Annotated in this window: 22 protein-coding genes and 8 pseudogenes; 16 read left to right on the top strand and 14 right to left on the bottom strand. The window is 71.2% G+C overall.

Going from position 1 to position 26,912, the window contains the following annotated elements; all coding sequences use genetic code 11:
- Window positions 1–31: 31 nt before the first annotated feature.
- Both ACZ6BB_RS04065 and ACZ6BB_RS04060 read left to right on the top strand, forming a co-directional pair.
- Window positions 32–163, top strand: a pseudogene (locus ACZ6BB_RS04065) (hypothetical protein); the annotation flags it as partial.
- A gap of 190 nt (window positions 164–353) precedes the next feature.
- Entirely contained in the window at window positions 354–662 is a 309-nt protein-coding gene (locus ACZ6BB_RS04060; protein ID WP_471613743.1) for a DUF1918 domain-containing protein, read from the top strand.
- Here the strand turns inward: ACZ6BB_RS04060 and ACZ6BB_RS04055 are convergent.
- A complete protein-coding gene (locus ACZ6BB_RS04055; RefSeq protein WP_471613742.1) occupies window positions 621–2,237 on the bottom strand; it encodes an MFS transporter in 1,617 nt (538 codons plus the stop codon). The two genes, ACZ6BB_RS04060 and ACZ6BB_RS04055, sit on opposite strands and share 42 nt — an antisense overlap.
- A gap of 140 nt (window positions 2,238–2,377) precedes the next feature.
- A pseudogene (locus tag ACZ6BB_RS04050) lies at window positions 2,378–2,551 on the bottom strand (hypothetical protein); the annotation flags it as partial.
- A 148-nt stretch (window positions 2,552–2,699) separates the two neighbouring features.
- On the opposite strand from ACZ6BB_RS04050, the pseudogene ACZ6BB_RS04045 reads away from it, so the two are divergent.
- Window positions 2,700–2,961 (top strand): annotated as a pseudogene (locus ACZ6BB_RS04045) (ferric reductase); the annotation flags it as partial.
- 7 nt (window positions 2,962–2,968) lie between these two features.
- Window positions 2,969–3,432 (top strand): annotated as a pseudogene (locus ACZ6BB_RS04040) (FMN-binding protein).
- Window positions 3,433–3,444: 12 nt separating this feature from the next.
- Here ACZ6BB_RS04040 and ACZ6BB_RS04035 read toward each other — a convergent pair.
- Window positions 3,445–5,163: a GAF domain-containing sensor histidine kinase gene (locus tag ACZ6BB_RS04035; RefSeq protein WP_471613741.1), complete on the bottom strand. Its 1,719-nt coding sequence runs from the start codon at window positions 5,161–5,163 to the stop codon at window positions 3,445–3,447.
- 306 nt (window positions 5,164–5,469) lie between these two features.
- Here ACZ6BB_RS04035 and ppdK point away from each other — a divergent pair, with 306 nt between their 5' ends.
- From ppdK to ACZ6BB_RS04020, 3 genes are read left to right on the top strand one after another with little or no spacing between them, the layout of a single operon-like run.
- Entirely contained in the window at window positions 5,470–8,154 is a 2,685-nt protein-coding gene (gene ppdK, locus ACZ6BB_RS04030) for a pyruvate, phosphate dikinase (RefSeq protein ID WP_471613740.1), read from the top strand.
- A 16-nt stretch (window positions 8,155–8,170) separates the two neighbouring features.
- Window positions 8,171–8,821: a CBS domain-containing protein gene (locus ACZ6BB_RS04025; protein ID WP_471613739.1), complete on the top strand. Its 651-nt coding sequence runs from the start codon at window positions 8,171–8,173 to the stop codon at window positions 8,819–8,821.
- Between the two features lie 15 nt (window positions 8,822–8,836).
- The gene (locus ACZ6BB_RS04020) at window positions 8,837–9,130 is read left to right on the top strand and encodes a hypothetical protein (protein WP_471613738.1); all 294 of its coding nucleotides are present in this window, start codon (window positions 8,837–8,839) and stop codon (window positions 9,128–9,130) included.
- Here the strand turns inward: ACZ6BB_RS04020 and uppS are convergent.
- From uppS to ACZ6BB_RS03980, 8 genes and pseudogenes are all read right to left on the bottom strand, one after another.
- The gene (gene uppS / locus ACZ6BB_RS04015; RefSeq protein WP_471613737.1) at window positions 9,120–11,717 is read right to left on the bottom strand and encodes a polyprenyl diphosphate synthase; all 2,598 of its coding nucleotides are present in this window, start codon (window positions 11,715–11,717) and stop codon (window positions 9,120–9,122) included. The two genes, ACZ6BB_RS04020 and uppS, sit on opposite strands and share 11 nt — an antisense overlap.
- Window positions 11,718–11,930: 213 nt before the next feature.
- Window positions 11,931–13,091 carry a polyprenyl synthetase family protein gene (locus ACZ6BB_RS04010; protein WP_471613736.1) on the bottom strand — a complete coding sequence of 387 codons (1,161 nt, stop codon included), beginning with the start codon at window positions 13,089–13,091 and terminating at the stop codon, window positions 11,931–11,933.
- Window positions 13,088–13,660: an ATP-binding cassette domain-containing protein gene (locus ACZ6BB_RS04005; protein WP_471614117.1), complete on the bottom strand. Its 573-nt coding sequence runs from the start codon at window positions 13,658–13,660 to the stop codon at window positions 13,088–13,090. The genes ACZ6BB_RS04010 and ACZ6BB_RS04005 overlap by 4 nt, the downstream gene beginning before the upstream one ends.
- Window positions 13,661–13,924: 264 nt before the next feature.
- A pseudogene (locus tag ACZ6BB_RS04000) lies at window positions 13,925–14,062 on the bottom strand (pyridoxamine 5'-phosphate oxidase family protein); the annotation flags it as partial.
- 224 nt (window positions 14,063–14,286) lie between these two features.
- On the bottom strand, window positions 14,287–15,159 hold the full coding sequence (locus ACZ6BB_RS03995) for a universal stress protein (protein ID WP_471613735.1): 873 nt from the start codon (window positions 15,157–15,159) through the stop codon (window positions 14,287–14,289).
- Between the two features lie 5 nt (window positions 15,160–15,164).
- Window positions 15,165–16,187, bottom strand: a complete 1,023-nt coding sequence (gene adhP, locus ACZ6BB_RS03990) for an alcohol dehydrogenase AdhP (RefSeq protein WP_471613734.1) — start codon at window positions 16,185–16,187, stop codon at window positions 15,165–15,167.
- Between the two features lie 51 nt (window positions 16,188–16,238).
- Window positions 16,239–17,144 (bottom strand): universal stress protein, encoded by a 906-nt coding sequence (locus ACZ6BB_RS03985; RefSeq protein WP_471613733.1) that lies wholly within the window; start codon window positions 17,142–17,144, stop codon window positions 16,239–16,241.
- A 152-nt stretch (window positions 17,145–17,296) separates the two neighbouring features.
- The gene (locus ACZ6BB_RS03980; RefSeq protein ID WP_471613732.1) at window positions 17,297–17,926 is read right to left on the bottom strand and encodes a hypothetical protein; all 630 of its coding nucleotides are present in this window, start codon (window positions 17,924–17,926) and stop codon (window positions 17,297–17,299) included.
- A 182-nt stretch (window positions 17,927–18,108) separates the two neighbouring features.
- On the opposite strand from ACZ6BB_RS03980, the pseudogene ACZ6BB_RS03975 reads away from it, so the two are divergent.
- Window positions 18,109–18,253, top strand: a pseudogene (locus ACZ6BB_RS03975) (SulP family inorganic anion transporter); the annotation flags it as partial.
- A 76-nt stretch (window positions 18,254–18,329) separates the two neighbouring features.
- Here ACZ6BB_RS03975 and ACZ6BB_RS03970 read toward each other — a convergent pair.
- Window positions 18,330–18,739, bottom strand: a pseudogene (locus tag ACZ6BB_RS03970) (4Fe-4S cluster-binding domain-containing protein).
- Window positions 18,736–18,921, bottom strand: a pseudogene (locus ACZ6BB_RS03965) (glycine radical domain-containing protein); the annotation flags it as partial. The pseudogenes ACZ6BB_RS03970 and ACZ6BB_RS03965, both read right to left, overlap by 4 nt.
- A 231-nt stretch (window positions 18,922–19,152) precedes the next feature.
- On the opposite strand from ACZ6BB_RS03965, the gene ACZ6BB_RS03960 reads away from it, so the two are divergent.
- The 4 genes from ACZ6BB_RS03960 to ACZ6BB_RS03945 all read left to right on the top strand — a co-directional run bounded on the left by ACZ6BB_RS03960 (window position 19,153) and on the right by ACZ6BB_RS03945 (window position 22,365).
- The gene (locus ACZ6BB_RS03960; RefSeq protein ID WP_471613731.1) at window positions 19,153–19,854 is read left to right on the top strand and encodes a response regulator; all 702 of its coding nucleotides are present in this window, start codon (window positions 19,153–19,155) and stop codon (window positions 19,852–19,854) included.
- A 305-nt stretch (window positions 19,855–20,159) separates the two neighbouring features.
- Complete coding sequence (locus ACZ6BB_RS03955) at window positions 20,160–21,224, top strand: Rieske 2Fe-2S domain-containing protein (RefSeq protein WP_471613730.1); 1,065 nt, start codon at window positions 20,160–20,162, stop codon at window positions 21,222–21,224.
- Window positions 21,221–21,403 (top strand): hypothetical protein, encoded by a 183-nt coding sequence (locus tag ACZ6BB_RS03950; protein ID WP_471613729.1) that lies wholly within the window; start codon window positions 21,221–21,223, stop codon window positions 21,401–21,403. Before ACZ6BB_RS03955 ends, ACZ6BB_RS03950 begins: the two co-directional genes overlap by 4 nt.
- On the top strand, window positions 21,400–22,365 hold the full coding sequence (locus ACZ6BB_RS03945; RefSeq protein ID WP_471613728.1) for a PDR/VanB family oxidoreductase: 966 nt from the start codon (window positions 21,400–21,402) through the stop codon (window positions 22,363–22,365). The genes ACZ6BB_RS03950 and ACZ6BB_RS03945 overlap by 4 nt, the downstream gene beginning before the upstream one ends.
- Here ACZ6BB_RS03945 and ACZ6BB_RS03940 read toward each other — a convergent pair.
- Window positions 22,342–23,190 (bottom strand): IclR family transcriptional regulator domain-containing protein, encoded by an 849-nt coding sequence (locus ACZ6BB_RS03940; RefSeq protein ID WP_471613727.1) that lies wholly within the window; start codon window positions 23,188–23,190, stop codon window positions 22,342–22,344. The two genes, ACZ6BB_RS03945 and ACZ6BB_RS03940, sit on opposite strands and share 24 nt — an antisense overlap.
- Window positions 23,191–23,510: 320 nt before the next feature.
- On the opposite strand from ACZ6BB_RS03940, the gene ACZ6BB_RS03935 reads away from it, so the two are divergent.
- The 4 genes from ACZ6BB_RS03935 to ACZ6BB_RS03920 are packed head-to-tail and all read left to right on the top strand — an operon-like array spanning window position 23,511 to window position 26,843.
- A complete protein-coding gene (locus tag ACZ6BB_RS03935) occupies window positions 23,511–24,473 on the top strand; it encodes an ABC transporter substrate-binding protein (RefSeq protein WP_471613726.1) in 963 nt (320 codons plus the stop codon).
- Entirely contained in the window at window positions 24,470–25,243 is a 774-nt protein-coding gene (locus tag ACZ6BB_RS03930) for an ABC transporter permease (protein WP_471613725.1), read from the top strand. Before ACZ6BB_RS03935 ends, ACZ6BB_RS03930 begins: the two co-directional genes overlap by 4 nt.
- On the top strand, window positions 25,240–26,019 hold the full coding sequence (locus tag ACZ6BB_RS03925) for an ABC transporter permease (RefSeq protein ID WP_471613724.1): 780 nt from the start codon (window positions 25,240–25,242) through the stop codon (window positions 26,017–26,019). Before ACZ6BB_RS03930 ends, ACZ6BB_RS03925 begins: the two co-directional genes overlap by 4 nt.
- A 23-nt stretch (window positions 26,020–26,042) precedes the next feature.
- Window positions 26,043–26,843: an ABC transporter ATP-binding protein gene (locus tag ACZ6BB_RS03920; RefSeq protein ID WP_471613723.1), complete on the top strand. Its 801-nt coding sequence runs from the start codon at window positions 26,043–26,045 to the stop codon at window positions 26,841–26,843.
- The last annotated feature ends 69 nt before the right edge of the window (window positions 26,844–26,912 follow it).

The raw sequence follows: 26,912 nt of genomic DNA, 5'->3' as shown, positions 1-26,912 counted from the left end.
GCGGCTTCCCCTGGTTCGGCGTGGCCGGGCCATGGGCACCCCTTGCCGGCAGGAACACACCGGGTCGGTCCGCCGGCAGACCCGTCGCATCGGCCAGTTCGGCCACCGCACGATTCTCCCGCCGTTCTCCGACACCGAGCACATCAGCGCGGATCCGAACAGCGGAGTGCTCACGGCGAAGGTCCCCAAGACCGACAAGGGCAGGGCTCGGCGCGTCGGGATCTCCGGCCGAGACGGTCGACGGCCGTGCGGGAGCGAGGCGCGGCAGCCTCCCAGGCCGGTCGGTCCCGTGCGGGCGCCCGCCGTGCGTGGCACGTTGCACACAGCACCATTCCGAGGAGAGGGCGGACGTCATGCGAGCTCACCTGGGCGACCAGCTCGTCGTCGAACGCACGACGACCGGCGCCGCCAAGCGCGACGGCGAGATCGTCGGACTCCATCACGAGGACGGAACGCCTCCGTACGTGCGCTGGTCGGACGGCCCGGAAGGTTCGGACCGCCAGGGCCTCGGCAGCCCAAGGACGGCCCAGCCCTCGCCGTCGGCCCTTCCGGGCGCTCCGCGCCGCTCCCGTCCGTGGGAACGGTGGGACCAGGACAGCTTGGATCCAGCCGCCCCGCGGCTACGGCTTCGTCGAACCTGGCTGGGTCGTCGGGATCCGTGAGGTGAAGAACATGGCGATGAGCGCGGCGAAGGCGAGGATGGCGACCGCGGCGCGCAGGCCGTCGATCCTGGCGTCCTCGTTCGCGTCGAGTGCCGCCTGAGTCACCGTCTCGCTCGTGCCCGCTTCGTCGAGCGCGGACTCCAGGTCGGCGTCCGACAGAAACGGTACGCCGCTTTCGAGTTCGACGGTCGCCCGGCTCTTGACCTCGGCGGGGACATCCGGATTCTGCTCCACGCTGGTGAGGAAGGACGTCGTCATCGCGGCGATCAGGATCGACCCGGCGAGCGCCGTACCGATCGAGGCGCCCAGGTTGGTGACGGAGTTCTGGACGCCGCCGACTTCCGCGCTCTTCGACTCCGGCACCGCGGACACGGTGACCGACCCGAGCTGGGAGGCCAGCGCGCCCATGCCCAGCCCGATCAACAGCAGGGGGATGGTGACGATCTCCGCACCGGCGTCCGTGTCGAGCGCGGCCATCAGGACCACCGCGCCCGCGAACAACGCGAGAACCCCGAGCCGCACCACTCGCCGGGGCGAGACCTTCGGGAGGTAACGGGGGATCAGGACGGCGGCCGCCAGCAGGGTCACGGACAGCGGCAGGAGGCGGGCACCGGTCTTGAGCGCGGACAGGCCCAGGGCGACCGACAGATAGAGCGGTACGACGAAGAAGACGCCCATCTGAACGAGGTACTGGAAGAAGAACATCGTCAGTCCGCCGGTGAGCTGCTTGTTCTCCAGCAGGGCCGGCTCGACGAGTGGTTCCCTGCGCCGCCCCACCATGCGGGCCTCCCAGTGCAGGAAGAGCCAGATCAGCACGAGACCGGCGAGCATCAGCCACACGACCAGCGAGATCCCTAGCCATGAGGGCGCGTCCGGCTTCGGCTGGAACCAGCCCCATTCGTCGGAGCGGAGCACGCCGTAGACGAAGGATCCGAGCCCGAGCGCGGACAGCACGGCGCCGACGAGATCGATGCGAGCGCCTTCGCCGACCGGCGCGTCGGCGATACGGCGGGCGAGCACCAGGATGCCGAGCACGACCAGGACCTCGCCGGCGAAGACCCACCGCCAGGAGAAGTACGTCGTCGCGACGCCCCCGATGAGCGGCCCGACCGCGATCGCCACGGCCCCCGCGGCCGCGACGAGACCATAGGCCGCGGGGCGGCGCTCAGTGACGAAGTTGCCGGCCACGAGCGCCACGATCGCGGGCATGATGAGCGCCGCCCCGACTCCTTCGAGGAACGACCAGCCGATCAGCAGCACCGTCAGGTTCGGTGCGAGCGCCGTGGTGAAGGAGCCGCAGCCGTAGACGACGCAGCCGATCATGAACGCGCGTCTGCGGCCGATCAGCGCCCCCACCTTGCCGCCGGGGATCATGAACATCGCCATCACCAGGGTGTAGGCCGTGATGGCGCCCTGGACACCCGTCACCGTCGTGCCCACGTCTTCGGCCACCGTCGCGATCGAGACGTTCATGACCGAGCTGTCCAGCGCCATCAGGAACTGACCGGCCGCGAGTGTCAGCAGGACGATTCGCACCTTCGCCGAGGTCTTGTCAGCTTGTGTCCCGGATGTCATGTGCGCATCGTCCCAGCCGCCCCGGGGAGCGGACCGCGACCCGCCTCGGAGGTCGACCGGCTGGCGGAGTCACTTGGGCGGGAGTCCTCATGACGCGAGAGGGGCGCGAGGGCAGCCTCATGCGTCGCCGGACGTGCTTGTCGTCCGTGCTTGTCGTCCGTGCTTGTCGTCGCCGCGCCTCCTCGCCCGTCGCTGCCGCTCTGCCAGGGGTACAGCGCGCCGCGCCGGCCGCCCGCGCGGGCGGCGGCACAAGCCTGGCCGAGGCGGCGGTGACGGTGGCGGAGCAGGGCGCGGGACCCTTCGGGGAAGTGCAGGGGCCGGTTTCGCGCGGCGCCACCGGAGCCGAACTCGACATCGACGAGTACGACATGGCCGGAGCCGAGGACGCCAGGTGAGCACATGACCTCGTACTCACGTGGCACGTGAGTTGCACTCCGACGGCTCGACAACAGCATGAGGAAGCTCCGCCGCGCCCGCACGGCCGAGGACCTCGCGCTGGGCGGCGAGCTGGAGGCCGTCGCACGGTGGCGCGGGGCGGAGGTGCTCTACGCGCTCAACGGCCCGCACGGCCGGCGCCCGGACCTCACGGCGCACTCCCTGCGCGCGGCCGTGCCCGACCTGGACACCCACGACGTGTAGCTGTGTCGCGCGGGACCTGTACGAGGCGCTGCGCGCCGCAGGCGTCCCGGACCGCCGTATCCACCACGAATCGTTCGACCTGTGAGGCCGTCTTGCCCACGTTGAAGAAGAACCGTCCGCTGCGCCGCATCGTGCTGGCCGGGGCCCCGACCGTCTCCGGGACGGTGCTGCTGCTGTCGCTGAACCCGCACACGACGCCGGCCGTCGCCGGGCCGGCGACCTCTCCCGCGCCGACCAGCAGTTCCAGCGCTTCGGTGGGATCGAGCGGATCGGTGGCGACGGGAACCCAGGCCCTCACCGGCGAGTCCGTCCAGACCCGCTACGGCCCTGTCCAGGTCCGCGTCACCCTGAGGAACGGGAAACTCACCGGCGTCACCGCGGTCACCTATCCGCAGGACAACCCGAGGGATCAGCAGACGCCTACGCCGTCCCGCAGCTGACCGGAGAAGCTCTCACGGCCCAGAGCACCGACATCGACACGGTTTCCGGAGCCACGTACACCAGCGACGGCTACCGCCAGTCACTCCAGTCGGCGCTGGGCTCCGGGGACCGCTGACGCCCGCCGGGCCTACTGCTTCCGCGCCGGCACCCGCCACACCAGCGCGGTGCCGCCGCCCTCGGGCCTGCCCAGGTCCAGGCGGCCGCCCAACTGCTCGGCGCGTTCGGCCATGTTGCGCAGCCCGCTGCGGCGGCCGTCCTCCGGGACGCCGACGCCGTTGTCGGTGACGGACAGGCGTACCTCCCGCCCGTCCGTCGCCAGGAGGACGTCGGCCCGGTCCGCGTGGGCATGCCGGGCGATGTTGGTCAGGGCCTCGGAGAGCACCGCCATCACGTGGTCGGCGATCTCCTTCGGTACGTCGGTGTCCAGCAGACCCTCCATCCGGACGCTGGGGGCGAAGCCGAGGACCGGCGCGGCCTCCCCGACCACCCGTACGGCACGCGCCCGCAGCCCGGCCTCCCGCACGCCCTCTCGGGTGCGCAGGCCGAAGATCGTGGATCTGATGATCTTGATGGTCTCGTCCAGGTCGTCCACCGCGCGCACCACGCGTTCGGATGCCTCCTCGTGCTCGATGAAGCGTCCGGCGCTCTGCAGCGTCATGCCGGTGGCGAAGAGCCGCTGGATCGCCAGATCGTGCAGGTCCCGCGCGATCCGGTCGCGGTCCTTGAGCACCGCGACCTCCTCGGCGTCCTGGCGGCGCTCCGCCAGCTCCATCGCGACGGCGGCCTGCGCGGCGAAGGCCTGCAGGGCCTCGGTCTCCGCCGCCGAGAACACCGGCTGACCGGCCTTGCGCGCCAGCAGGACCACGCCTCGCGAACCCCCCTCGCCCACGCCGATGGGCACGGCCACGGCAGGGCCGAGTCCGCCGAACCGCGGAGGTTCCAGGGAGATCCGTTCGTCCTGGCCGACGTCCGTGCTGGAGACCGGGGCGGCACCGGAGAAGGCCAGCCCCATCAGACTGCTGTCCATCGGCAGTACGAGGCCCCGGTGTGCCTCGGCGTCCGTCCCGACGGCGATCTCCACGGCGAGCGTTCGGGTGTCCTCCATGGGCAGTGCGACCGCCGTCAGGGCGGATCCGGTGATCTCGCCGGCCCGTTCCGCGATCAGGGCGAGGACCTCGGTGCGGTCACTGCCCGACATCAGGCTGTGGGTGATGTCCGCGTTCGCCTGCAGCCAGCGTTCCCGCAGCCGGGACTCCTCGTACAGCCGGGCGTTGTCGATCGCGACGCCGGCCGCGACGGCGAGCGTCAGAGTGACCGAGACGTCCTCCTCGTCGAACTGGGCGCCGCCCCGTTTCTCGGTCAGGTACAGGTTTCCGAAGATCTGCTCCCGTACCCGGATCGGGACGCCGAGGAAGGTGTTCATCGGCGGGTGGTGTGCCGGGAAGCCGTAGGAGTTCGGGTGCTCGGAGATCTTCGCCAGGCGCAGCGGCTCGGGATGGCGGATCAGCTCGCCGAGGATGCCGTGGCCCTCCGGATACGGGCCGATGCGGGCGATCTGCTCCTCGCTGACCCCGACCGTGTGGAAGGCCGACAGTCGCCTGCCGTCCGGGCCGATCACGCCGAGCGCCGCGTACTCCGCGTCTACCAGCACCGCGGCTGCCTCCACGATGCTGAGCAGGGCCTGCTCCAGGTCCAGCTCCCGGCCTACCGACAGGACCGCCTCGAGGAGGCTGTGCACGCGGTCGCGGGTGCCGCGGGCCGCGTCCAGGCGGGCCTGGAGTTCCTCCAACAGCTCGTCCAGCCTGAGCTGCGGCAGCCGTACACGGGCTTCCTCGGGGCTTGCCACCGGTACTCCTCCAGGTCCCCGCGACACACGGACACGCACCGGTCCGATCATGTGTCACGGTAATGGTAAGCCGCCTGCCGCAGAAGCGGATCCGGGTGAGTGCCGGGGCTCGTCCCGGTGCCTCACGATCACCCGACGGCGGGCCCGGCCGGTAGCGCCGCCTCCTGCGCGTGGGGCCCCGAGGGGACGGACCCGCCTGGGCCGACCGGCCCCATGGAGGGGACCGACGGCACCTGCCCCTTCCGGTCCCGGCGGCCGGACGCTGGAGAGGTACCAGCCCGAAGCCCATCGGAGGAGACCGGCGTCATGGTCCGTTACGTGTACGACTTCGCAGAAGGCGGCCGTGACCAGGCCGAACTGCTCGGCGGCAAGGGCGCGAACCTGGCCGAGATGACCCGGCTGGGCCTGCCCGTCCCGCCGGGCTTCACCGTGACCACCGAGGCATGCCGGGCCTTCCTGGCCACCGGCACCGAGCCGGACACCCTGGCCCGCGAGATCTCCGGACACCTCACCGTCCTGGAGCAGGCCGCGGAACGGCGGCTGGGTCAGCCCGACGACCCGCTGCTGCTGTCCGTCCGCTCCGGGGGACGGTTCTCCATGCCCGGCATGATGGAGACGATCCTCGACATCGGTCTCAACGACGACTCCGTGCTCGGGCTGGCGAAAGTGTCCGGGAACGAACGCTTCGCCTGGGACTCCTACCGTCGACTCGTGCAGATGTTCGGCAGTACGGTCATGGGCGTCGACGGCTCCTTGTTCGAGAACGCCATGGCCGGCCTCAAGCGATCCCGGGCGACGACGAACGACCTGGGTCTGAACGCGGCGGACCTGGCCGGTCTCGTCGGGACGTACAAGGACCTGATCCGCGCGGAGACCGGCGAGGACTTCCCGCAGTCCCCGGGCGAGCAGCTGAGCCGGGCCGTCCTGGCCGTCTTCGAGTCCTGGAACGGCGAGCGCGCCCGGCTGTACCGCCGCCGCGAGCACATCCCGGACGACCTGGGCACCGCGGTGAACGTGCAGACCATGGTGTTCGGCAATCTCGGGTCCGACTCCGGCAGCGGAGTCGCCTTCACCCGCGACCCGGCCACGGGGCGGCCCGGCCTGTACGGCGACTACCTGGCGAACGCGCAGGGCGAGGACGTCGTCGCCGGCATCCGCAACACCGTCCCGCTCACCGCACTGGAGGAGCTGGATCCGGTCTCGTACGGGCAACTGCTCAGCCATCTGCGGACGTTGGAGACCCACTACCGCGATCTGTGCGACATCGAGTTCACCATCGAGCGCGGCCGGCTGTGGATGCTCCAGACCAGGGTGGGCAAGCGCACCGCCGAGGCCGCGTTCGCCATCGCCGCCGAGCTGGCCGACGAGGGCCTGATCACCCCCGACGAGGGCCTGGCCCGGGTCAGCGGGGACGGCCTGGCCCGGCTGATGTTCCCCCGGTTCGACACCTCGGCCGTCGGCGAGCCGCTCGCGCACGGGCTTCCGGCCTCGCCGGGTGCGGCCGTGGGTGCGGCGGTGTTCGACTCCGCCGAAGCCGTCCGCCGGGCCGCCGCGGGTGAGAAGGTCGTCCTGGTCCGCCAGGAGACCACCCCCGACGACCTGCCGGGCATGATCGCCGCACAGGCCGTGCTGACTAGCCGCGGCGGCAAGACCAGCCACGCCGCCGTGGTCGCCCGCGGCATGGGCACGGTGTGCGTGTGCGGCGCCGATGCACTCACCGTGGACACCGCGGCGCGGCGCTTCACGGTGGGCGACCTCGTCGTCGAGGAGGGCACGGTCGTCTCCGTCGACGGCTCCGAGGGGTCCGTGTACCTGGGCGCCGCTCCGCTCGTCGACTCCGCGGTGATGCGCTGGTTCGAGACGGGCGAGCGGTCCGCCGGTCTGGTCGAGGCCGTGGCCCGCGCCATGGAACGAGCGGACGGCGCCCGCCGGCTGGAGGTGCGGGCGAACGCCGACACCCCCGAGGACGCCGCCCGTGCCCGGCGGTTCGGCGCGCGGGGCGTCGGGCTGTGCCGCACCGAGCACATGTTCCTCGGCGAGCGCCGCAAGCTGGTCGAGGCGATGATCCTGGCCCGCGACGAGACCGAGCGCGAGAAGTCGCTGGGTGCGCTGCTGCCGCTGCAGCGGCAGGACTTCATCGGCATCCTGGAGGCGATGGACGGTCTGCCGGTCACCATCCGGCTCATCGACCCGCCCCTGCACGAGTTCCTGCCCGACCGCACCGAACTCGCCGTGCGCATCGCCACTGCCGAGGCCCAGGGCACCGAACCCGCCCCGCACGACACCGAACTCCTCGACGCGGTCGACCGCATGCACGAGGAGAACCCGATGCTCGGCCTGCGCGGAGTGCGGCTCGGCCTGGTCGTGCCGGGACTGGTCGCGATGCAGGTGCGAGCGATCGCCGAGGCGGTCGTGGCACGCACGAGGGCCGGTGGCTCCCCCAGGGCGGAGGTCATGGTGCCGCTGGTCGGCGCCGTCGAGGAACTGCGCATCGAGCGGGCCGAGGTGGAACGCGTCCTGGCCGAGGTCTCCGAGGAGTCCGGCGTCCCCGTGCACTGCCCGGTGGGCACCATGATCGAGCTGCCCCGGGCCGCGCTCACGGCCGGCCGGATCGCCGAGGAGGCAGAGTTCTTCTCCTTCGGCACCAACGACCTCACCCAGACCACCTGGGGCTTCTCCCGCGACGACGTCGAGGCGGCCTTCTTCTCCGCCTACCTGGACAAGGGCATCTTCGCCACCTCCCCCTTCGAGACCCTCGACCGCGACGGTGTCGGCCGGCTGGTCCGCATCGCGGTGGACGAGGGCCGCGCCGCGCGTCCCGGCCTGAAGATCGGCGTCTGCGGCGAGCACGGCGGGGACCCCGACTCCGTCCACTTCTTCCACGCGGCCGGACTGGACTACGTCTCCTGCTCGCCGTTCCGCGTGCCGGTCGCACGTCTGGAGGCCGGACGGGCCGCGCTCCCCGAGTCGGGGACGAGTGACAGCAGGTGACCAGGAGGTGGGTCGCATGAGGCGCATCGTCGGTGAGGTGATGACCCGTGAGGTCGTCGAGGCACACCGGGAGACGTCGTTCAAGGACGTCGTACGGCTGCTGGACCGGCATCGGATCAGTGGGCTGCCCGTGGTGGACGAGGACGACAAGGTCCTCGGAGTGATCTCGGAGAGCGATCTGGTCCGCCGCCAGGCGGCCCGGTCCCCGCACGACCGTACGGTCACGGCGCAGGAACTGATGTCCACGCCCGCGGTGACCGTGCATCCGGAGCAACGGATCGCGGATGCCGCGCGTGTCATGGAGCGTCACGGGGTCGAACGCCTCCCGGTCGTGGACGAGGAGGACCGGCTGATCGGCATCGCCACCCGGCGCGACCTGCTGCGCGTCTTCCTGCGCACGGACGACGAGATCCGCCAGGAGGTCCAAGACTCGGTTCTCACCCACGTCCTCGGCCGGCCGGACCACGGCGTGACCGTGGCGGTCCGCGACGGCATGGCCACGCTGGAAGGTCCGCTGGAGCACAGCGAAGACATTCCGCTCGTGATCCGGCTGACGTATCGCGTGGACGGTGTGGTCGGCGTCGTCAACAGGTTGACCGTCCGCACCGCCTCGGACTCGGCCGGCCCCGGCAAGGAACCAACGGGACCTGGGACGCGACACCGCTGACGAGAGACGCTGCTGGTGCCGCAGCTGCCACCCTTACCTCTCCTCGATGAAGCCCGCCCCGACTCCCGGCAGTTCACCCGGCTGGTCATTTCGCTGCCGACCGGCAAGCGCGGTCCCTTCGAGGCGATCGCGGTCGGCGACAGCGAGGTCCCGGACGACGACGAGCGGCGGCCGGCTCTGCACACGCGCCGCGGGCAGGAGCCGCTGTTCCCCGCGCAGGGCCCCGCGAAGCCGAGCCCCGTGGGTACTGCGGCATCCGCCGCCACCTCACCCACCTCCACCCTGTCCTCACACAAGATCACCTGGTGAATGCTTGTTCGTCGCGGTTGGTGGGTGAGGAAGGGGTGGTGCCGAAGCGACGGTCACGGCGGGTGTAGGTGTCGATGGCCTGCCACAGGTGGGTGCGGTCGGTGTCCGGCCACAGGGTGTCGAGGAAGACGAGTTCGGCGTAGGTCGACTGCCAGGGCAGGAAGTTCGAGGTGCGCTGTTCGCCGCCGGTGCGGATGAGCAGATCCACGTCCGGCAGGTCGGGGTGGTGGAGGTGGGCGGCGAGGTGGCGGGGGGTGATGTCGTCGGGCTGGATGGTCCCCGCGGCCGCTTGACGGGCGAGTTCGCGTGCGGCTTGGGTGATTTCGCTGTGGCCGCCGTAGTTGATGCACATGTTCACGGTCAGGCCGGTGCGGTGGCGTGTGAGGTGCTCGGTCTGGCGCAGTGCGTGCACCAGGTCCGGTGGCAGTCCTTCGGGGAGGCCGGACCAGCGCAGCTGGACGTCGCGTCGCCAGACTTCCTCGGTTTCCATGACGAGGCCGTCCTGGACCAGGCGCAGGATGGCCTGGATCTCAGCGGCGGGGCGTGCCCAGTTCTCCGAGGACAGGGAGTACAGGCTGAGGTGGGGCAGGCCGATTTCGAGGGCGCCGTAGATGACGTCCCGCACCGCGAGCTGGCCGGCTTTGTGGCCGGCGGTGCGCGGCAGGCCTCGGTGGGTGGCCCATCGTCCGTTGCCGTCCATGATGAGCGCCACGTGTTGGGGGATCAGGTGGGCGGGCAGTTGGGGCGGCCGGACACCGCCGGCGTGGGGCACCGGTGGTAGCGGAGGGGTCGTGCGTGCTGTGTCGTGGTCGCCTGCGGGAGGGTGCGGCAGGTGGATGGTGGCAGTAGTGGTGGCAGCGGTCCGGGTGTGGCGGTGCCAGGCCCTGGCCGTGCGGAGTCGGCCGCGGGCCAGCGTAAGGCGGAAGCGGACCGGGTTGGCCCGGGAGCGGCGCTGCAGCAATGCGTGGGGTTTGCGGTCGATACGGTCCAGTTCGAGCAGGTGCAGGTCGATGACGGTTTGCAGGGCTGCGGCCATGGGTGGGTGCTGGGCGCCGGCGGTCGCGGCCTGAGCCAGCCACTGGCGGGCCTGGGCGGTCATGGCATGGACCATGTCGGCATACCGGCCGTCCGCCCGGCCGCGGGCGAGGTCCTCAGGGCTGACGTCGTACTCGTCGAGCACGGCGGCGGGCAGCTTGACGAAGCCCTCCGCGGCGTCTTCCCGTAGGTCGCGCAGCACGTCGATGAGGTTGAGCGCGTCCGTCCACACGCGTAGTGCCTGGGCGTCGTCGGGCGTGAAGGCCAAGCCAGGGGTGGTGAGCAGGGCCATCAGGCGCCTCACGCCGAATGGGAAGGTGAGGGTGTGCCAGTAGGTGTACCAGTCGTCCCAGGTGGTGAGGGCGCTCTGGCCTTTGGCGTCCTGGCGGTATACGGCGTTGGCTGCCGTTACTCCGTCGCCGGGCAGGTCCCAGGTCCATACGGCGTGCACCAAGGCCGCGCGCAGGGGGTCTTCGCTGTGGCCTGCCCGCAGATCGGCCTCCAGTAGTTCGCTGAATCGGCTGACGCGTTCGACTCGTTCCTGCCGGTCGAGGTGCTGGGTGTCGGAGAGGTCGTCGAGGTGCCGGCCGTATCCGTACATGGCCCAGAACAACGGTCGCAGCCGGCCGGGCAGGAGCTTGGTGAGAGCTGCTTCCACCGGACCCGACCGGTGCATCAGACGGCGGCAGATCTCGTAGCCGGTGATGACCGTGGTGTCGTGGATACCGGCTCGGCGGTAGACGTACGTGCGGACCGGGTGCAGTAGACGCAGGGCGATCCGGAGGGCGCGGGGCCTGATGGCGCGCCCGCCCAGGAGTCTCTGTGTGATGGTGCGCCGGCTGGTGCGGGCGGTGAAAGCGGCCAGGCCGGCGGCGGTCAGTCCTGCCGACCAGCACAGGCCGAGCAACAGGTGCCGCCAGGGGGTGTGGGTGAGGTCGACCGCAGACACGGCGGACTGCATCGCCCCGTAGGCGGGCAGCCACTTCAGCAGCGGACTGTCCGCAGAAGGGTTGGCGACGGGATTCTGCAGCGTCAGATCGATGAAGCTCAGCATGATGACGGCAAACATCCCCGCCAGCTCACTGCGCAGCAGCGCCGCCAGGAGGATCCCGACGCCCCCGTACGTCAGGGCTCCCACCATGAACGCCGCAGCCATGACGTCCAGGCGCTCAGGCTGGTAGAAGAAGCACACCCATGCCGTGGCATACGAGGCGGTCAGTGCCGCGGTGAGGAGCAGTACGGTGCTGCGAGCCAGCAGCAGGCAGATGCGCGGGTAGCCGGCGAGCACCATGCGGTGGTCGAATTCCGCGGAGCGGCTGGCAGCGAGGAACATCATGAACCCGACGATCAGCGCGAGGGAGTGCAGCCCACCGGAGAGCTGGCTGACCGTGTTGGCGCCCAGGGCCACGGGCTGATCGACCGCGCGCAGGAAGAACCGGACCGGGTCGCTGGGCAGGACCTGGTAGGCGAGCGTCAGCCACAGGGGAACGAAGAAGAGCACCAGGACCAGCGCGAGCCGGTTGCGGGCCTGCTCCAGCGCAGCGTGGCGCACCGCTGTCCCCAGACACCGCCCCCACCACCTCATGCGGCACGCCCGGTGACGCCGCGTCGGGCGGCGGTCGGGACGCCGTCCTGCGACCAGTGCAGGTGGCCAGGGGTGTGCTGGGTCGTTGACACTTTCACTCCACGAATTCGGTGGGAGGCCGGCTCTGGCCCCAGGGGTGCGCACGGGTGACAGGACAGGGTCACTGCGAGAGCGCGCCTGTCATGCGGTTCGGCTGTGCACGGCCTGGATCAGGTCGCGCAGCGCGAACGCCGCCGTGGCAGGCAGGTGGGCGTGGTTCAGGCGTTCCAGGGCCTGGTGGTGGCGCTCTTGGATGAGGTCCTCCACCGCTTGGCGTGCGCCGCACTCCTCCAGCAGCCCCTGGATGCGGGCTGCCGTACGGGCGTCCAGATCCGCAGCGCCGACCGTGCGGAGAAGCAGTTTCTGACCGGCCGGGTCCGCCCGGCGCAGAGCGCAGGCGAGCAGGGCGGTGTGTTTGCCTTCGCGGAGGTCGTCCAGGGTGGGCTTGCCCGTACGGCGGGGGTCGCCGAAGGTGCCCAGCAGGTCATCGCGCAGCTGGAACGCCTCACCCAACGGCAAGGCGATGGTGCTGAGCACGTGCAGGAGCGACTGATCCGCGCCGGCGAGCGCGGCGCCGATCTGCAGCGGGCCTTCCACGGTGTACTGGGCGGTCTTGTACCGGGCGATGCGCAAGGCGGTGCTCAGGGAGTCGGTGGGGCGGCCTGTGGTCACCAAGTCCAGGTACTGGCCGGTGACGATTTCGCGGCGCATGCGGTAGACCACCGGCAGCACGGCCTTGATCTGCTCGGGAGTCATGGGCGTGCTGGTGAGGAGTTCATCGGACCACACCAGCACCAGGTCGCCGGCGAGGATGGCCGCGTTCACGCCCAGCCGGTCAGCCCTGGGATGGCTCGGGTGGTGCGCCGCCAGGGTCCGGTGCAGGGACGGCCGGCCCCGACGTCGGTCGCTGCCGTCCATGACGTCGTCGTGCATGAGCGCGAACGCGTGGAAAATCTCCAGGCAGGCAGCCACCCGCAGGACCGAGACCGGCGGTACGGGGCTTGTGCCTCCGGCCGCGTACCAGCCCAGCACGCACATCAAGGGCCGGATGCGCTTGCCCGGCGCGGAGATGAAGTCACCCACCGCATCAAGCAGCGCTTCCAGACCAGGCTCCTCGGCACGGCTGCCGCTGACCTTGTCGGCCACGAACACGGTCAGCACCTCCTCGATGCTGCGAACGATCCGGTCCAAGTCCAGCCGGCCTGCGCCGGAGCCCACGGAGCGGGCAGGCCGCGGCAGCGCGGACATCGAACCGGAGGCGTCGTCGCGCACTGCGGTGACCGGAGACTGCCATCGGCTCATGCGACCCTTCCCGCGGCGCTGCTGTGGTCGGCGGCCAGAACGCCGTCCTGGAGCCGGTGCAGCACATCCAGGCGCTCGCGGTCGTAGGCGAGGTGGGAGACGACCACGACCGCACGGCCCCGCTCCCGCAGTCCCTGGGCGATGTCCCAGAACCGCAGGTAGGTCTCCCAGTCGAAGCCTTGATACGGCTCATCCAGGAGCAGCACCTCAGGGTCGTGCATCAAACCCAGGGCCAGGTTCAGCTTCTGCCGCGTTCCGCCGCTGAGCGTGTGCATGCGGCTGCGAGGGTTCTCGTCGAAGCCCAGCTCCTCCAGCAGCTCCCACACGCGCGCACAGCTTTCGAGCCGGTAGGCGACCTGGAAGGACCGCACGTGCTCAGCGACCGTGAAGGCCGGGTGCAGCACGGTGTTCTGCGGGCAGTACCCGATCCGCCCTCGGCACTGGACCGTCCCGCTGTCGCCCGCGGCCTGACCCGCCAAGATGCGCATCAGCGTGCTCTTGCCGGCGCCGTTCGCGCCGACGATGCCCAGCAGACAGCCCCGCGGCACGTCCAGGCTCACCCCGCGCAGTACCGGGCGCCGGCCATAAGCCTTACGGACGTCATGGAGACGCAGAAGGGCGCCTGCGGACGCTCGGGTTGAATTGTTCACACCATAAGCAACGACTGGGCTGCGCGATGGTAGCGCGGTAACAAGCGCTCCATGGCGTGCGATCGGCACCCGGCGTCCACGGTGCCACCCATCAGTCCTGCGAATCCGCTCGCAAAGGCCCGCCCCAGGCACCTCCGCCACGCGGGTTCAAGCGTGCGCACGCCCCGGATTCCGCGAGCCCGCTGCTTCGTCCCGGTCGAGACAGAAGTTGACCGGCAGGACGGCGGGCAGCGCCTGCCATGTGTACACGATGCGTCCCACAGGCACTTCGGCCGGCAGCCTCAGGCACTCGTGCCGGTCGAGTTCGCGGGATCCGTCGTTGGCGTCCGTCTCCCTTCACGTCTCTCACCTGGCATCGCGGTACCGGCACTGTCCATCGTCGAGCGGCGCGGGCGAGCAGGTGGCAGATCGGTAAGGCGGCGGAGCTGGAACAAGCGTGGGCGAAGGCGCACAGTGGACCGGCTGCGTTCACCCGCCGCGTGATCCGCGGAGACCTACGTCCCCGACCACGCGGCGAGTGCGAGCCTCCGAGCGGCCGGCCTCTCTCACACCTGCTCGGGTACGACCGCGACGGCGCAGGCGGAGTGGTGCAGCACCGCGTGGGCGACGCGCCCCAGCTGGAGTCCGAGGTGCCCCGGATTTCGCCGGGCGCCGACCACCAGCAGGTCCGCCTCGTGCGAGGCGTCCAGGAGGACCCGGCGCGCGGGCCCCTCGACCGTGTGCCGGCGCAGGTCCACATCCGCGGGTGCGTCCTTCAGCGCTTTCTCCAGGATCTCGGCGGCGTGCTGCTCGTGCAGACGCGCGGGTTCACCGGCGAGCAGAGGGTGGTCGGTGGTCTCGTGCGCGGGGCACCGCCAGGCCCGTACGGCGTCCAGCGTCGCGTGGCGCAGCTTCGCCTCCTCGACGGCGAAGCGCAGGGCGGCGGAGTCCGTAGCTTTCTCGCCGACGCCCACGACGACCCGGCCGCGCGCGCCTGCCCGGGCCTGGTGGCCGTGGCTGTCGCGCACCACGATCACCGGGCAGTCCGCGTGGGCGGCGACGGCAAGGCTGACCGATCCGAGCAGCATCTCGACGAAGCCGCTGCGGCCGCGGGTGCCGAGCACCAGCGCGGAGGCGGTGTGTCCCTCGTGGACGAGCGCGTACTCGGGCTCCTCCGGCAGGACGTCGGTGGAGACCGCGACGTCGGGCCGGCGCAGGCGGGCCCGCTGTGCGGCGGTCCGCACGATGTCCTCGGCCGTGACCTGCTCGGACGGCTTGCCGAGGTCACTTGCGAGCGACTCGCCCTCGTACCGCTCCCAGAGGGAGGCGTACACCAGCCGCAGCGGAAGCCCGCGCAGGGCGGCCTCGTCGGCCGCCCAGTCGACGGCTCGCAGGCTGGGTTCTGATCCGTCGACGCCGACGACGATCGGGAGGACCATCGCTCTCACCGTCCCGCGTCCAGGTCGAAGACGATCCGGGCCTTGACCTCGCCGCGCAGCACCTCGTCGATGCAGTCGTTGACGGAGGCGAGGGGGCGGGCCTCGTAGATGACCTTGGTGCGGCCGGCCGCGTGCAGCTGGAAGACTTCGGCGAGGTCCTGCCGGGTGCCGACGATCGAGCCGATCACCGAGGTGCCGTTCAGAACGGTGTCGAAGATGGGCACGCGGACCGTGCCGTGCGCGGGCAGGGCCACCATGACCAGCTTGCCGCCGCGCCGCAGGCCGGAGCCCGCGGCTTCGAAGGCCGCGTCGTTCACCGCGAGCGCGATGGCCGCGTGGGCACCGCCGTGCTGCCTGAGCACCTCGCCGACGTTCTCCTTGCGGGCGTCGATGACGATGTCCGCGCCGAGTTCGGCGGCCAGCCGGAGCTTCTCGTCGGTGACGTCGATCGCGGCGACCGTGGCTCCGGCGATCTTCGCGTACTGCACGGCGAGGTGGCCGAGGCCGCCGATGCCGGAGATCGCGACCAACTGCGTGGGCTTGACGTCGGCGACCTTGAGCGCCTTGTACGTCGTCACGCCCGCGCAGGTCAGCGGGGCCGCCTCCAGGGCGGTGATCCCGTCGGGCACGGGCTGGGCGAAGTCGGCCCAGGCGAGCATCTTCTCAGCGTAGCCGCCGTCGCAGCCGTAACCGGTGTTGATCTGCTGCTCGCACAGCGTCTCCCAGCCGGACAGGCAGTGCTCGCACCTCCCGCACGCCTTGCCGAGCCAGGGCACGGCAACCCGCTGTCCGACGGCCAGGTGGGTGACGCCCTCGCCGAGCGCCTCCACCAGGCCCACGCCCTCGTGCCCGGGGACGAACGGCGGGTTCGGCTTGACCGGCCAGTCGCCGTGGGCGGCGTGGATGTCGGTGTGGCACAGCCCGGACGCCTCCACCCGGACACGGACCTGGCCGGGGCCGGGCTCCGGGTCGGGGCGCTCCTCGACGACCAGGGGCTCGCCGAACGCTCGTACGACCGCTGCCTTCATGGGTCTCTTCTCCTCGGGGGTGGATCCACGGGGTGGATCATCGGGGGTGGGTCAGCTGTGGGGGACGACGGCGACGGGGGCGGTGGAGTGGTGCAGGACGGCGTGCGTGACGTGTCCGATGTGGGCGCCGAACGGGCTGCGGCGGATGCGCCGGCCCACGACGACGAGGGAGGCGTCACGGGAGGCTTCCACGACGTGGACGGCCGGGCTGCCGTAGCGGGACACCTCGACGACGTCCACGTCCGGGTACTTCTCCCGCCAGGGCCGCAGCGCCTGGGCGAGGGCCTCGGCGTCGGCGAGGGCCAGCGCCTCGTGCAGCGCCGGGTTGGCGGACGTGCCGTACGCGTAGTACGGCGGCGGGTTCCAGCCGTGGACGACCCGCAGGGACGTTTCGCGGAGCAGGGCGGCCGCGAACGCGAACTCGATCAGCGTCTCGTCCGGGTGGTCGACGTCGAGGCCGAGGACCACGGGCCGGAACGGGGTCGCGGCGGAGGGGATGCCGGCCGGATCCGGCTCGTGCTCGTCCGCGGCGACCTCCAGCGCGCGGACCAGCACCACCGGGCGGTCCGCGTGCGCCACGACGGACAGGCCGACCGAGCCGACCATGAACCCGCCGATCCCGCCGAATCCGCGAGATCCCAGGACCAGCAGTTCGGCGCCCTTCGCCGTCTCCACGAGGGCGTCGTGCGGGCGGCCGGCGATCTGCTCGCGGATCACCTCGACGCCGGGGTGGCGCAGGCTGATGCCCTCAGCGGCCTCGCGCGGGATCCGCTCGGTCCAGTGCCGCTGGGTCTCGGCTCCCAGGAGAGGCGCCTGAGCCACCGGCTCCGGGACCGGCTCCCAGACATGGACGAGTTTCAGCGGCAGGTCGCGCAGCCCGGCTTCGCGAGCCGCCCATTCCGCGGCGGCCCGGCTCTCCTGCGAGCCGTCGAGACCTACGGTGACGGTACGGAGCATGATCTCCACCTCCTGGGGCGAGGGATCCGATTACAGAGTCGTCTTCGGGCGGTTCCTCGTGCAGGGGCCACTGGTCCCGGATCGGGGCCGACCGACCCCCCGCACGGATCGGCGCGGTGGCCCGGGTGGCGGGCCCACCGCGCCGTCGGTGCTCAGCGCAGCCAGCTGTGGTCGCGGACGAAGGGCAGCCCGGCCCAGAGCCGGCCCGCGCCCAGGGTGTCGCCGGCGGCGACGGCGGCCAGGACGATCAGGGCGACGGCGTAGATCAGGTGGTAGTCGACGAACGGGTTCGTCGACATGCTCGCCGAGCCGTCCGAGAGGTGCTTGGCCGGCGGCCACTCGGCGATCCACATCAGCGCCATCATCACGGTGCCGGCGACGGCGGCGAACCGCAGCGCGACCCCCGCGACCAGGGCGAGGCCGATCCCGAGCAGACCGAGCATGAACAGCCAGTTCGCCCACGGGTCGCCGGCCCAGGAGTGGAAGGTGGACTCCATCGGTCCGACGGCGACGGAGCCGAGGAAGCCCTTCGTCGGGGAGCCGCCGTCGATCCAGCCCTTGCCGGAGGGGGTGGCGTAGCCGAAGCCGAAGGTCTTGTCGAGGAAGGCCCACAGGAAGACGAACCCCGTGAGCAGACGCAGGGACGCGACGGCATAGGCCCGCGCGGTGTGCGTGCCGGTTCCTGTCGCCACTGCCGACTCGGATGCGGAGGCGTTCCGGTTCCTGCGCCGCGACGGCAGGTGGAATCCGGCATTCCGATGCGGGTGCTCGTGCACGGCCATGGTCGTGGTTCCCTTCGAGGGCGGTCGGGTCGGTGCCTGACACCGCTTACTCTGGCCGCGCGCGCCGGTCGGCGGCGGATGCCGAAGGTCCGCGACCACGGGGCCGAACGGCCCTGCTCTCCGAGGCCGTTGGGCCGCGTGCCGCACGCCGGCTCTCGCTGTGGCTGTCGCGAGCGGTGGATGCGACGTACGCCCTGTCCGGGTCCTCGCCGCTGCTGTCCGCCGGACCCGAGTCCGCCACCGCCCTCATGACGACGACCGTCGTCGCACCGCTCGCGGCCGGGGACGGCCGGGCGCTCCGCGTCACTCGCGGCGGCTCTCGCGGTCCCCGGTCCGCGAGAGGGCCGATCAGGACCGGGGCGGCGCGGCGCGGCGCTCCCGCGTACCGCGCGTGGTTCGACCGTCAGTGGGCGGGCACACCCTGCTCCCGGAAGCGTGCGCGGACACTCTCGGTCAGGGACTGGTCGGGGACGGGGGTGTCGCGCAGCGGGAAGGGGATGCCGAGGGCCTCGTACTTGGCGGCGCCGAGTTTGTGGAAGGGCAGCACCCCGACCCGTTCGACCGTGCCGAGCCCCGCGACGAACCGGTGATCGTCACCCCTCCCCCGGCCGTGGTGACGAAGGCCCGGTACTTCTCGATCTCCGCCATCACCTCGTCCACCGTCGCCTCCCGGCCGTCGCGCATGTGCCGGGTGTCGGGGTTGGCGCAGTACGGGCAGCGCAGGGGGCAGCCGCTGACGAAGAGCACGAACCGGGTCCCGGGACCGTCCACGCCGGTGGACAGGTCCCAGGAGTGGATCCGGCCGTTCGTCATGACGGCCTGCACAGCGATCCGTGGAAGGTACGGCTGATCACGTCGAGCTGCTGCTCGCGGGTCAGGCGGACGAAGTTGACGGCGTATCCGGAGACCTGGATGGTCAGGTCGGGGTACTTCTCCGGATGCTCCATCGCGTCCTTGAGCGTGACCCGGTCGAGCACGTTCACGTTCACGTGGAACTGATTGGCGCCGCCCTGAGATTCCGCACGCTGGAGGGGGAAATCCGTACCCCCTGCCCCGAGGCATGTCATGAACGCTTCCCGGTCCCGTGTCCGTACCCGTGGCTCCCGCCGGCTCGGCCTCCTCCTGAATGGGGCCGGTCGGCCCTGGCGCATGCGGTTCGGGCACGTGATGATCGGCATCATGGACAGCCCGCAGTCTGTGCTCCACCGGGGAACGAGGGGTCGCCAATGCCCGAGCCACGCACCTTCACCGAACAGAACCCGATCCGGGTGTTCCTGCTGGACGACCACGAGGTCGTCCGCCGCGGCCTGGCGGATCTGCTCGGCGCCGAGCCCGACATCTCGGTGGTCGGTGACGCCGGCACCGTCGATCACGCGCTCGCTCGGGGGCCGGCGCTACGCCCCGACGTGGCCGTCCTCGACGTGCGGCTGCCGGACGGCGACGGCATCTCGGTCTGCCGGGAGCTGCGCAACCGGATGCCGGAGCTGGCCTGTCTGATGCTGACCTCCTTCGACGACGAAGAGGCCCTGCTCGACGCGATCATGGCCGGCGCCTCCGGCTACGTCCTCAAGCAGATCAAGGGATCCGACCTCGTCTCGGCCGTCCGCACCGTCGCCTCGGGCCAGTCCATGCTCGACCCCGCGACCACGGCCCGCCTGATGCGCTCACTGCGCGCCGACCCCGCGGAGACCCCCTCCGTGCCCTCCGAACTGGCGAGCCTGTCACCCCGCGAGAGGGACATCCTGGCCCTGATCGGCGAAGGACTGACCAACCGCGAGATCGGCAAGAAGCTCTACCTCTCCGAGAAAACCGTCAAGAACCACATCTCCCGCCTCCTGGCCAAGCTGGGAGTGCAGCGCCGGGTCCAGGCCGCCGTCCTCGCCACCCACCTGGAGCAGCCGGAGGCGGGCGAACACCGCACCAGGTGATCCGGAGCTCCGCACAGTCTGCCGCTGTACCAGCCGTACACAGCCGTACACAGCCGAGAAGGCTTCACAGAAGAACCAAATCGGCCAGTCTTCGCAGTTCACCGAAACTGCAGTGACACGGGCCGTGGGCGAGGAACAGCAGGCACGGCCGCACGCTCCCTTCGGGCCGAATGCCGAAGCGTAGGCAGATCAAGCCTCTGAACAGGTTGTTCACATCGGGCCTTCCGTGAGGCGGAAGCAGTATTGCGTCCCCGTGACACCCTTCCGGACGATGTCGCCATCACCCAACGACGGGAGCCGCAGCCATGCCGCACACGACGACATTCGCCAGGAATCAGTGGTACGTCGCCGCCTACGCCGAGGAGGTCGGGCGGGAACTGCTCGGACGGACGATCCTGGGTGAGCCGCTCGTGTTCTACCGGACCGAGGAGGAGGGGACCCCGGTGGCGCTGCACGACCGGTGCGTGCACCGCCGGTACCCGCTGTCGCAGAGCGGGCTGGACGGTGACCGGATCGTGTGCGGCTACCACGGGTTCACCTACGACACGACGGGCGCGTGCGTGTACGTGCCGGGGCAGAAGCGGATCCCGCGGACGGCGCGCGTGGCCTCGTACCCCGTGGTCGAGCAGGACTCGCTGATCTGGGTCTGGATAGGCGACCCGGCGCTCGCCGACCCGCAGACCATCCCGCGCGCCCGGCACCTGGCGGCTCCCGGCTGGACCACCGTGCGCGGCATGGAGCCGATCGACGCCGACTACGGGCTCCTCGTCGACAACCTGCTCGACCTGTCCCACGAGACTTATCTGCACGGCGGCTACATCGGCACCCCCGAGGTCGCCGAGACCCCGATCACGACCGAGGTCGACGAGGGCGCCGGCGTGGTGCGGGTGAGCCGGCACATGGACGACGCGGAGTGCCCGCCGTTCTATGCGAAGTCGACCGGCATCGAGGGCCGGATCACCCGCTGGCAGGACATCGAGTACTTCGCGCCCTGCCTGTATCTGCTGCACAGCCGCATCGCCCCCGTGGGCGTGCTCCCCGAGGCGGACGGCAGCGACCCGAACGGCTTCCACACCGAGATCACGTACGCGATCACCCCGTCCTCGGACGGCAAGGTGTACGACTTCTGGATGGTCTCGCGGGACTGGGCGACCGAGAGCGACGAGGTCACCGAGTTCCTCAGGGGCAACAACCACACGGTCGTCATGCAGGACGTCGACGCGCTGAACCTGCTGCAGGAGACGCTGGGCACCGAGCGCACCGGCTACCAGGAGCTGAGCATCAACATCGACACCGGCGGTCTGGCCGCCCGCCGCATCCTGGCCCGACTGGTCGAGCAGGGCGAGAAGCCGGTGGAGAAGGTCCTGTGAGCACCCCGCCCACCTACCGGACCGGGGAGGTCTACCGCGTCGACTGGCTGCCGGGCACGGACATCCTGCACGGCACCTGTCACTGCGGGCGCGAGCACACCGCGCAGGACCCCATCGAGATGTGGGAGTGGATGCTCGCCCACCCCCAAGGACACGAGCCGCAAGGGAACACTTCATGACCCCGCCCCCCTCGCCGTCGCCCTCGTCGCCCGGGTACGAAGCCGAACTGGTCGTCGACAGCCGGGAGTTCGCGGCCGACGGCGTGCTCGCCCTCACGCTGCGGCATCCGCTCGGCGAAGAACTCCCGGCCTGGGAGCCGGGGGCCCACATCGACGTGCTGCTGGGGCCGGAACTGGAGCGGCAGTACTCGCTGTGCGGCGACCCGGCGGACCGCGGGGTCTGGCGGATCGGCGTCCTGCGCGAGCCCGACGGCCGCGGCGGATCGGCGTACGTGCACACGGAGTTGGCGCGGGGCGACAAGGTCCGGGTGCGGGGGCCGCGCAACAACTTCGCCCTGGAGCCGGTGCCCCGCTACCGGTTCGTGGCCGGCGGCATCGGCATCACCCCCATCCTGCCGATGCTGGCCGCGGCCGAGGCGGCGGGCGCGCAGTGGACGCTGCTGTACGGCGGGCGCAGCCGTGACTCCATGGCGTTCCGGGAGGAGTTGGGCAGGTACGGGGACCGGGTCACCGTCGCCCCGCAGGACGAGACCGGGCTGCTCGACCTCGGGTCCGTGCTGGACGGGCTGCCCGAGGACGCGCTGGTCTACTGCTGCGGGCCGGGCGCCCTGCTCGACGCGGTCGAGGCGCGGTGCCCGGGAAAGGCGCTCCGGGTCGAGCGGTTCCGGCCGAAGGAGCAGGAGACGGGCCCCGACGGCGAGTTCGAGGTCGTACTGGAGCGGACCGGGAAGACCGTCACGGTGCCCGTCGGGGTGTCCGTGCTCGACACCGTGCGGGCCGCCGGGGTCGAGGTGCTGTACTCCTGCGCGGAGGGCACCTGCGGGACCTGCGAGACGGACGTCCTGGAGGGTACCCCCGACCACCGCGACTCGGTGCTGAGCGACGAGGAGCGCGAGGCCGGGGAGACCATGCTCATCTGCGTGTCCCGGTGCCGGGGGTCACGGCTGGTGCTCGACCTGTAGCGGCGCGGCCACCGCGCGCGCCCGGCCCGTGGCGGTCCCCGTCGCGCGCAGGTCGGCCTCGATCCGGGCGACCGTGGCCAGCAGGTGGGGCAGCAGGTCCCGGTGTACCGACTCGACCGAGGTGCGCCCGGCGTGGACGGGGATGTTCACGCCGGCCACCACCTCGCCGTTGCGGTCGCGCACCGGGGCGGCGACGGACCGCAGCCCCTCCTCCAGTTCCTGGTCGACGACGGCGTACCCCTGGCGGCGCACCCGGCGCAGCTCGGTCCTGAGCCGGCCGGGAGAGGTGAGGGTGCGCCGGGTGAGGGGCACGAGGTCGGCGCGGGCGAGGCGGGCGTCGATCTCCTCGTCCGGCAGATGCGCGAGGACCACCCGGCCGACGGAGGTGACGTGGGCCGGGAAGCGGGTGCCCACGGTGATCGTCGCCGTCATGATGCGGCGCGCGCCGACCCTCGCCACGTACACGATGTCGTCGCCGTCGAGGACGCACAGCGAGGACGACTCCCCGACCTGCGCGACCAGCCGCTCCAGATGGGGGACGGCGAGATCGGGGAGGGTGACGCTCGACAGGTACGCGTAGCCGAGTTCGAGCACGCGCGGGGTCAGCCGGAACAGCCGGCCGTCGGTGTGGACGTAGCCGAGGTCGACGAGGGTGAGCAGGAAGCGGCGGGCGGCGGCCCGGGTCAGCTCACAGGTCCGCGCGACCTCGCTCAGTGTCAGGGCGGGATGCTCGGCGTCGAAGGCGCGGACGACCGCGAGGCCGCGCTCGAAGGACCGGACGAAGTGCGGTTCGCGGGCTCCGCCGAACCGGTCTCGATCGGGCATCGTCGACTCCAGGAAGACGCAACGGAGACCGCGGGGAGCATGGGACCGGGCACCGGGCCGAGCACCGCACGGGATCCGCACCGGATCCGCACACAAGCAGCACGAACGAAGCGCGGGCACGGCACGGACGAAGCGCCGCACCCGCGTGCCGTACGCACGACGGTGCGTTGTGCGCACGCTAGGAGCACACTTCTGCAACTGTCAACGGGCTTGCAGGCTGCGGGCATTGACCCGCAACCGGCGGCGTTCTACCTTCCCGCTGAGCACTTCTGTGCGGTGTGCGCACAGCCTGTCGAGGAGCGTTCCCACCAGGGGGAGTCATGCGTCGTCTGCTCATCGGTCTCGCGGCCGGCACCTTGTTCGTCACCGCGACGGCCTGCGGTTCCACGAAGTCGGGCGGCGGGGACGCGGGGTCCGGGGGCACCACCACGCTCAAGCTCGGCGTCATCCCCATCATCGACGTGGCGCCCCTGTACCTGGGCGAGAAGAAGGGCTTCTACAGCAAGCGGGGGCTCGACCTGGAGCCCACCCTCGCGCAGGGCGGAGCGGCGATCGTGCCCGGTGTCGTCTCCGGCCAGTTCGACTTCGGCTTCAGCAACATGACGTCCCTGCTGGTCGCCCGGTCCAAGAACGTGCCGGTCAAGGCCGTGGTGAACGGCGTCGCCTCCACCGGAAAGGCGGGCGCCGACTTCGCGGAGATCATGGTGCGCAAGGGCAGCCCGATCAGGACCGCCAGCGACCTGGAGGGCAAGAAGGTCGCGGCCAACACGCTGGGCAACATCTGCGACACCTCGGTCAACGAGTCGGTCCGCAAGGACGGCGGCGACCCGTCCGAGGTGGAGTACGTGGAGATGCCGTTCGACCAGATGCCGGCCGCGCTCACCAAGGGCCAGGTCGACGCGGCCTGTGTCGTGGAGCCCGCGCTGGCCACCATCAAGTCCCAGGGCGGCACCGTCCTGGCGTCGAACTTCGTCGACGTGTCGCCGTACCTCACCGTGGCCATGTACTTCACCTCGCAGCAGTACGCCGAGGAGAACCCGGAGACGGTGAAGAAGTTCCAGGAGGCCACGGCGGAGTCGCTCGCCTACGCCGACGAACACCCGGACGAGGTCCGCGAGATCGTCACCACCTACACGAAGATCCCGCAGAACCTGCTGGAGTCGGTGGTCCTGCCCCACTGGCCGGCCGAGCCGGACCGTGCCTCCATCGAGCGGCTCGCCGAACTCGGCCAGAAGGACGGCCTGTTCGAGAAGGCCCCGGACCTGGACAAGCTGCTGCCGTGAGGGGTGCCGACGCGCTCCTCGGCGCGGCCGGACTGACGGGATTCCTCGCCGTGTGGGAGGCGGTCCCACGGCTCGGCCTCGTCGAGGACGACTATCTCCCGCCGGTCAGCCGGGTCGCCGGCGCTCTGGCCGCCGAACTCGCCGACGCGGCCTTCTGGACCGCGCTCGGTGACACCCTGACCGGCTGGGCCCTCGGACTCCTGATCGCCGCGACGGCCGGGATCCTCACGGGGGTCGTGATCGCCGTCGTGCCGCACCTGCGCGAGGCGACGTCCTCCACGATCGAGTTCCTGCGCCCGATCCCCTCGGTCGCCCTGATCCCCCTCGCCGTCCTCCTGTACGGCAGCGAACTGCAGTCGGTGCTCGTCCTGGTGGTGTACGCGTCCTTCTGGCAGATCCTGATCCAGACCCTGTACGGCGTCCAGGACGTCGACCCGGTCGCCGAGGAGACCGCCCGCTCCTACGGCCTCGGCCCCTGGGCGCGGGTCCGGTACGTGCTGTGGCCCACCGCACTGCCGTACGTCATGACGGGCCTCAGGCTGGCCGCCGCCGTGGCCCTCGTCCTGGCGGTGACGGCCGAACTCGTCATCGGGGCACCGGGGCTGGGTCAGCGCATCGCGGTCGCGCAGACCTCGCAGGCGGTGCCGGAGCTGTACGCCCTGGTCGTGGTCACCGGGCTGCTGGGGCTGCTGGTCAACGTGGGCGCCCGTGCGGTGGAGCGGCGGGCGCTGGCCTGGCACCAGTCGGTGCGCGGGGAGGTGGCCGTGTGAGACGTGTGCCGGCGCGGCTGCTGTTCGGCGTCGCCCTTCCCCTCGTCCTGGTCACCGTGTGGTGGTTCGCCTCCTCCGGCAGCACCGACGTGTTCTGGCCGCCCCTGCGCACGATCCTCGCCACCTTCCCGGACGTCTGGACGGCGGAGCGGGTGCGCGCCGACGTGCTGCCGAGCCTGCTGCGCCTGTCCGCGGGGTACGCGGTGGCGGCCGTCGCCGGTGTCGCGCTCGGCACGGTCATCGGCTCCCACCGCCGGGTGCGGTCGGTCTGCGAACCGGTCCTCGAATTCCTGCGGGCGGTGCCACCGCCGGTCCTCGTCCCGGTCATCATGCTGTTCGCGGGCATCGGCGACACGATGAAGATCGCCGTCATCGCGAGCGGCTGTGTGTGGCCGGTCCTGCTCAACACCGTGGAGGGCGTACGGGCGGTGGACTCCGTGCTGTCCGAGACGGCCCGGTCGTACGGCGTCACGGGCGCGGCCCGGCTGCGGCACGTCGTGCTGCGCTCGGCGAGTCCGCAGATCTTCGCGGGGCTGCGGCAGGCGCTGTCGATCGGCATCATCCTCATGGTCATCAGCGAGATGACCGCGGCCGGCGACGGACTGGGCCACACCATCGTCCAGTTCCAGCGCGGTTTCGCGATCCCCGACATGTGGACCGGCATCCTCGTCCTCGGTCTGCTCGGGTTCCTGCTGTCCGTCGTGTTCCGCCTGGTGGAGCGGCGTGTGCTGGGCTGGTATCACGGCCAGCGCGCGTCCTCGCGGCGGTCGTGGTGAAACCGGGGAAGGGGCAGCCGGCGATGAGCGCCTTGCTGGAAGTGACGGGTCTGCGGAAGGTCTACGAGGGTTCCGGGCGCCGGGTGGAGGCGGTGCGGGACCTCACCTTCACCGTCGGCGCCGGCGAACTGGTCTGTCTGGTGGGGCCGTCGGGCTGCGGCAAGACGACCCTGCTGAAGTGCGTGGCCGGGCTGCTGGACCCGACCGCCGGTGAGGTCCGCCTCGGGGGACGGCGGGTGGACGGGCCGCCGCCGGGCATGGCGGTGGTGTTCCAGGAGTACGGGCGCAGCCTGTTCCCCTGGATGCGGGTCCGCGACAACGTCGAACTGCCCCTGCGGCAGAAGAAGTCGGGCAGGGCACGGCGCCGGGAACTGGTCGACGACGCGCTGGCCTCCGTCGGTCTGTCCGACGCGGCGGGCGCCTACCCCTGGCAGCTGTCCGGCGGTATGCAGCAGCGGGTCGCCATCGCCCGCGCGCTGGCGTACGAGCCGGAGGTGCTGCTGATGGACGAGCCGTTCGCGGCGGTCGACGCCCAGACGCGGGCCGACCTGGAGGATCTCGTGCGGGGCCTGTGGCGGGAGCGGGGCATCACGATCCTGTTCGTCACCCATGACATCGACGAGGCCGTCTATCTCGGCGAACGGGTTCTGATCCTCTCCTCCTCCCCCACCGTCGTGCGGGAACGGCTCAGGATCGACCTTCCCGCCGAGCGGGACCAGCTGCACACCCGTGTGGCTCCGCGCTTCGCGGAGCTGCGGACCCATGTGTACGAGCAGATCCAGGCGGCGAAGCGGGATGTCCCCCTCGACCTGGGCAAGGGGTGACCGGGGGGCGGGGGTTGTCCTCCGGCGCCGTCGGCGACCTGAACGCCGGCGGCGCCGGAGGGGGTGCGG

This window comes from Streptomyces sp. NPDC041108, from assembly GCF_055592645.1.
The sequence above is the reverse complement of the archived record's forward strand: the minus strand, read 5'-3'. Positions and strand labels throughout refer to the sequence as shown.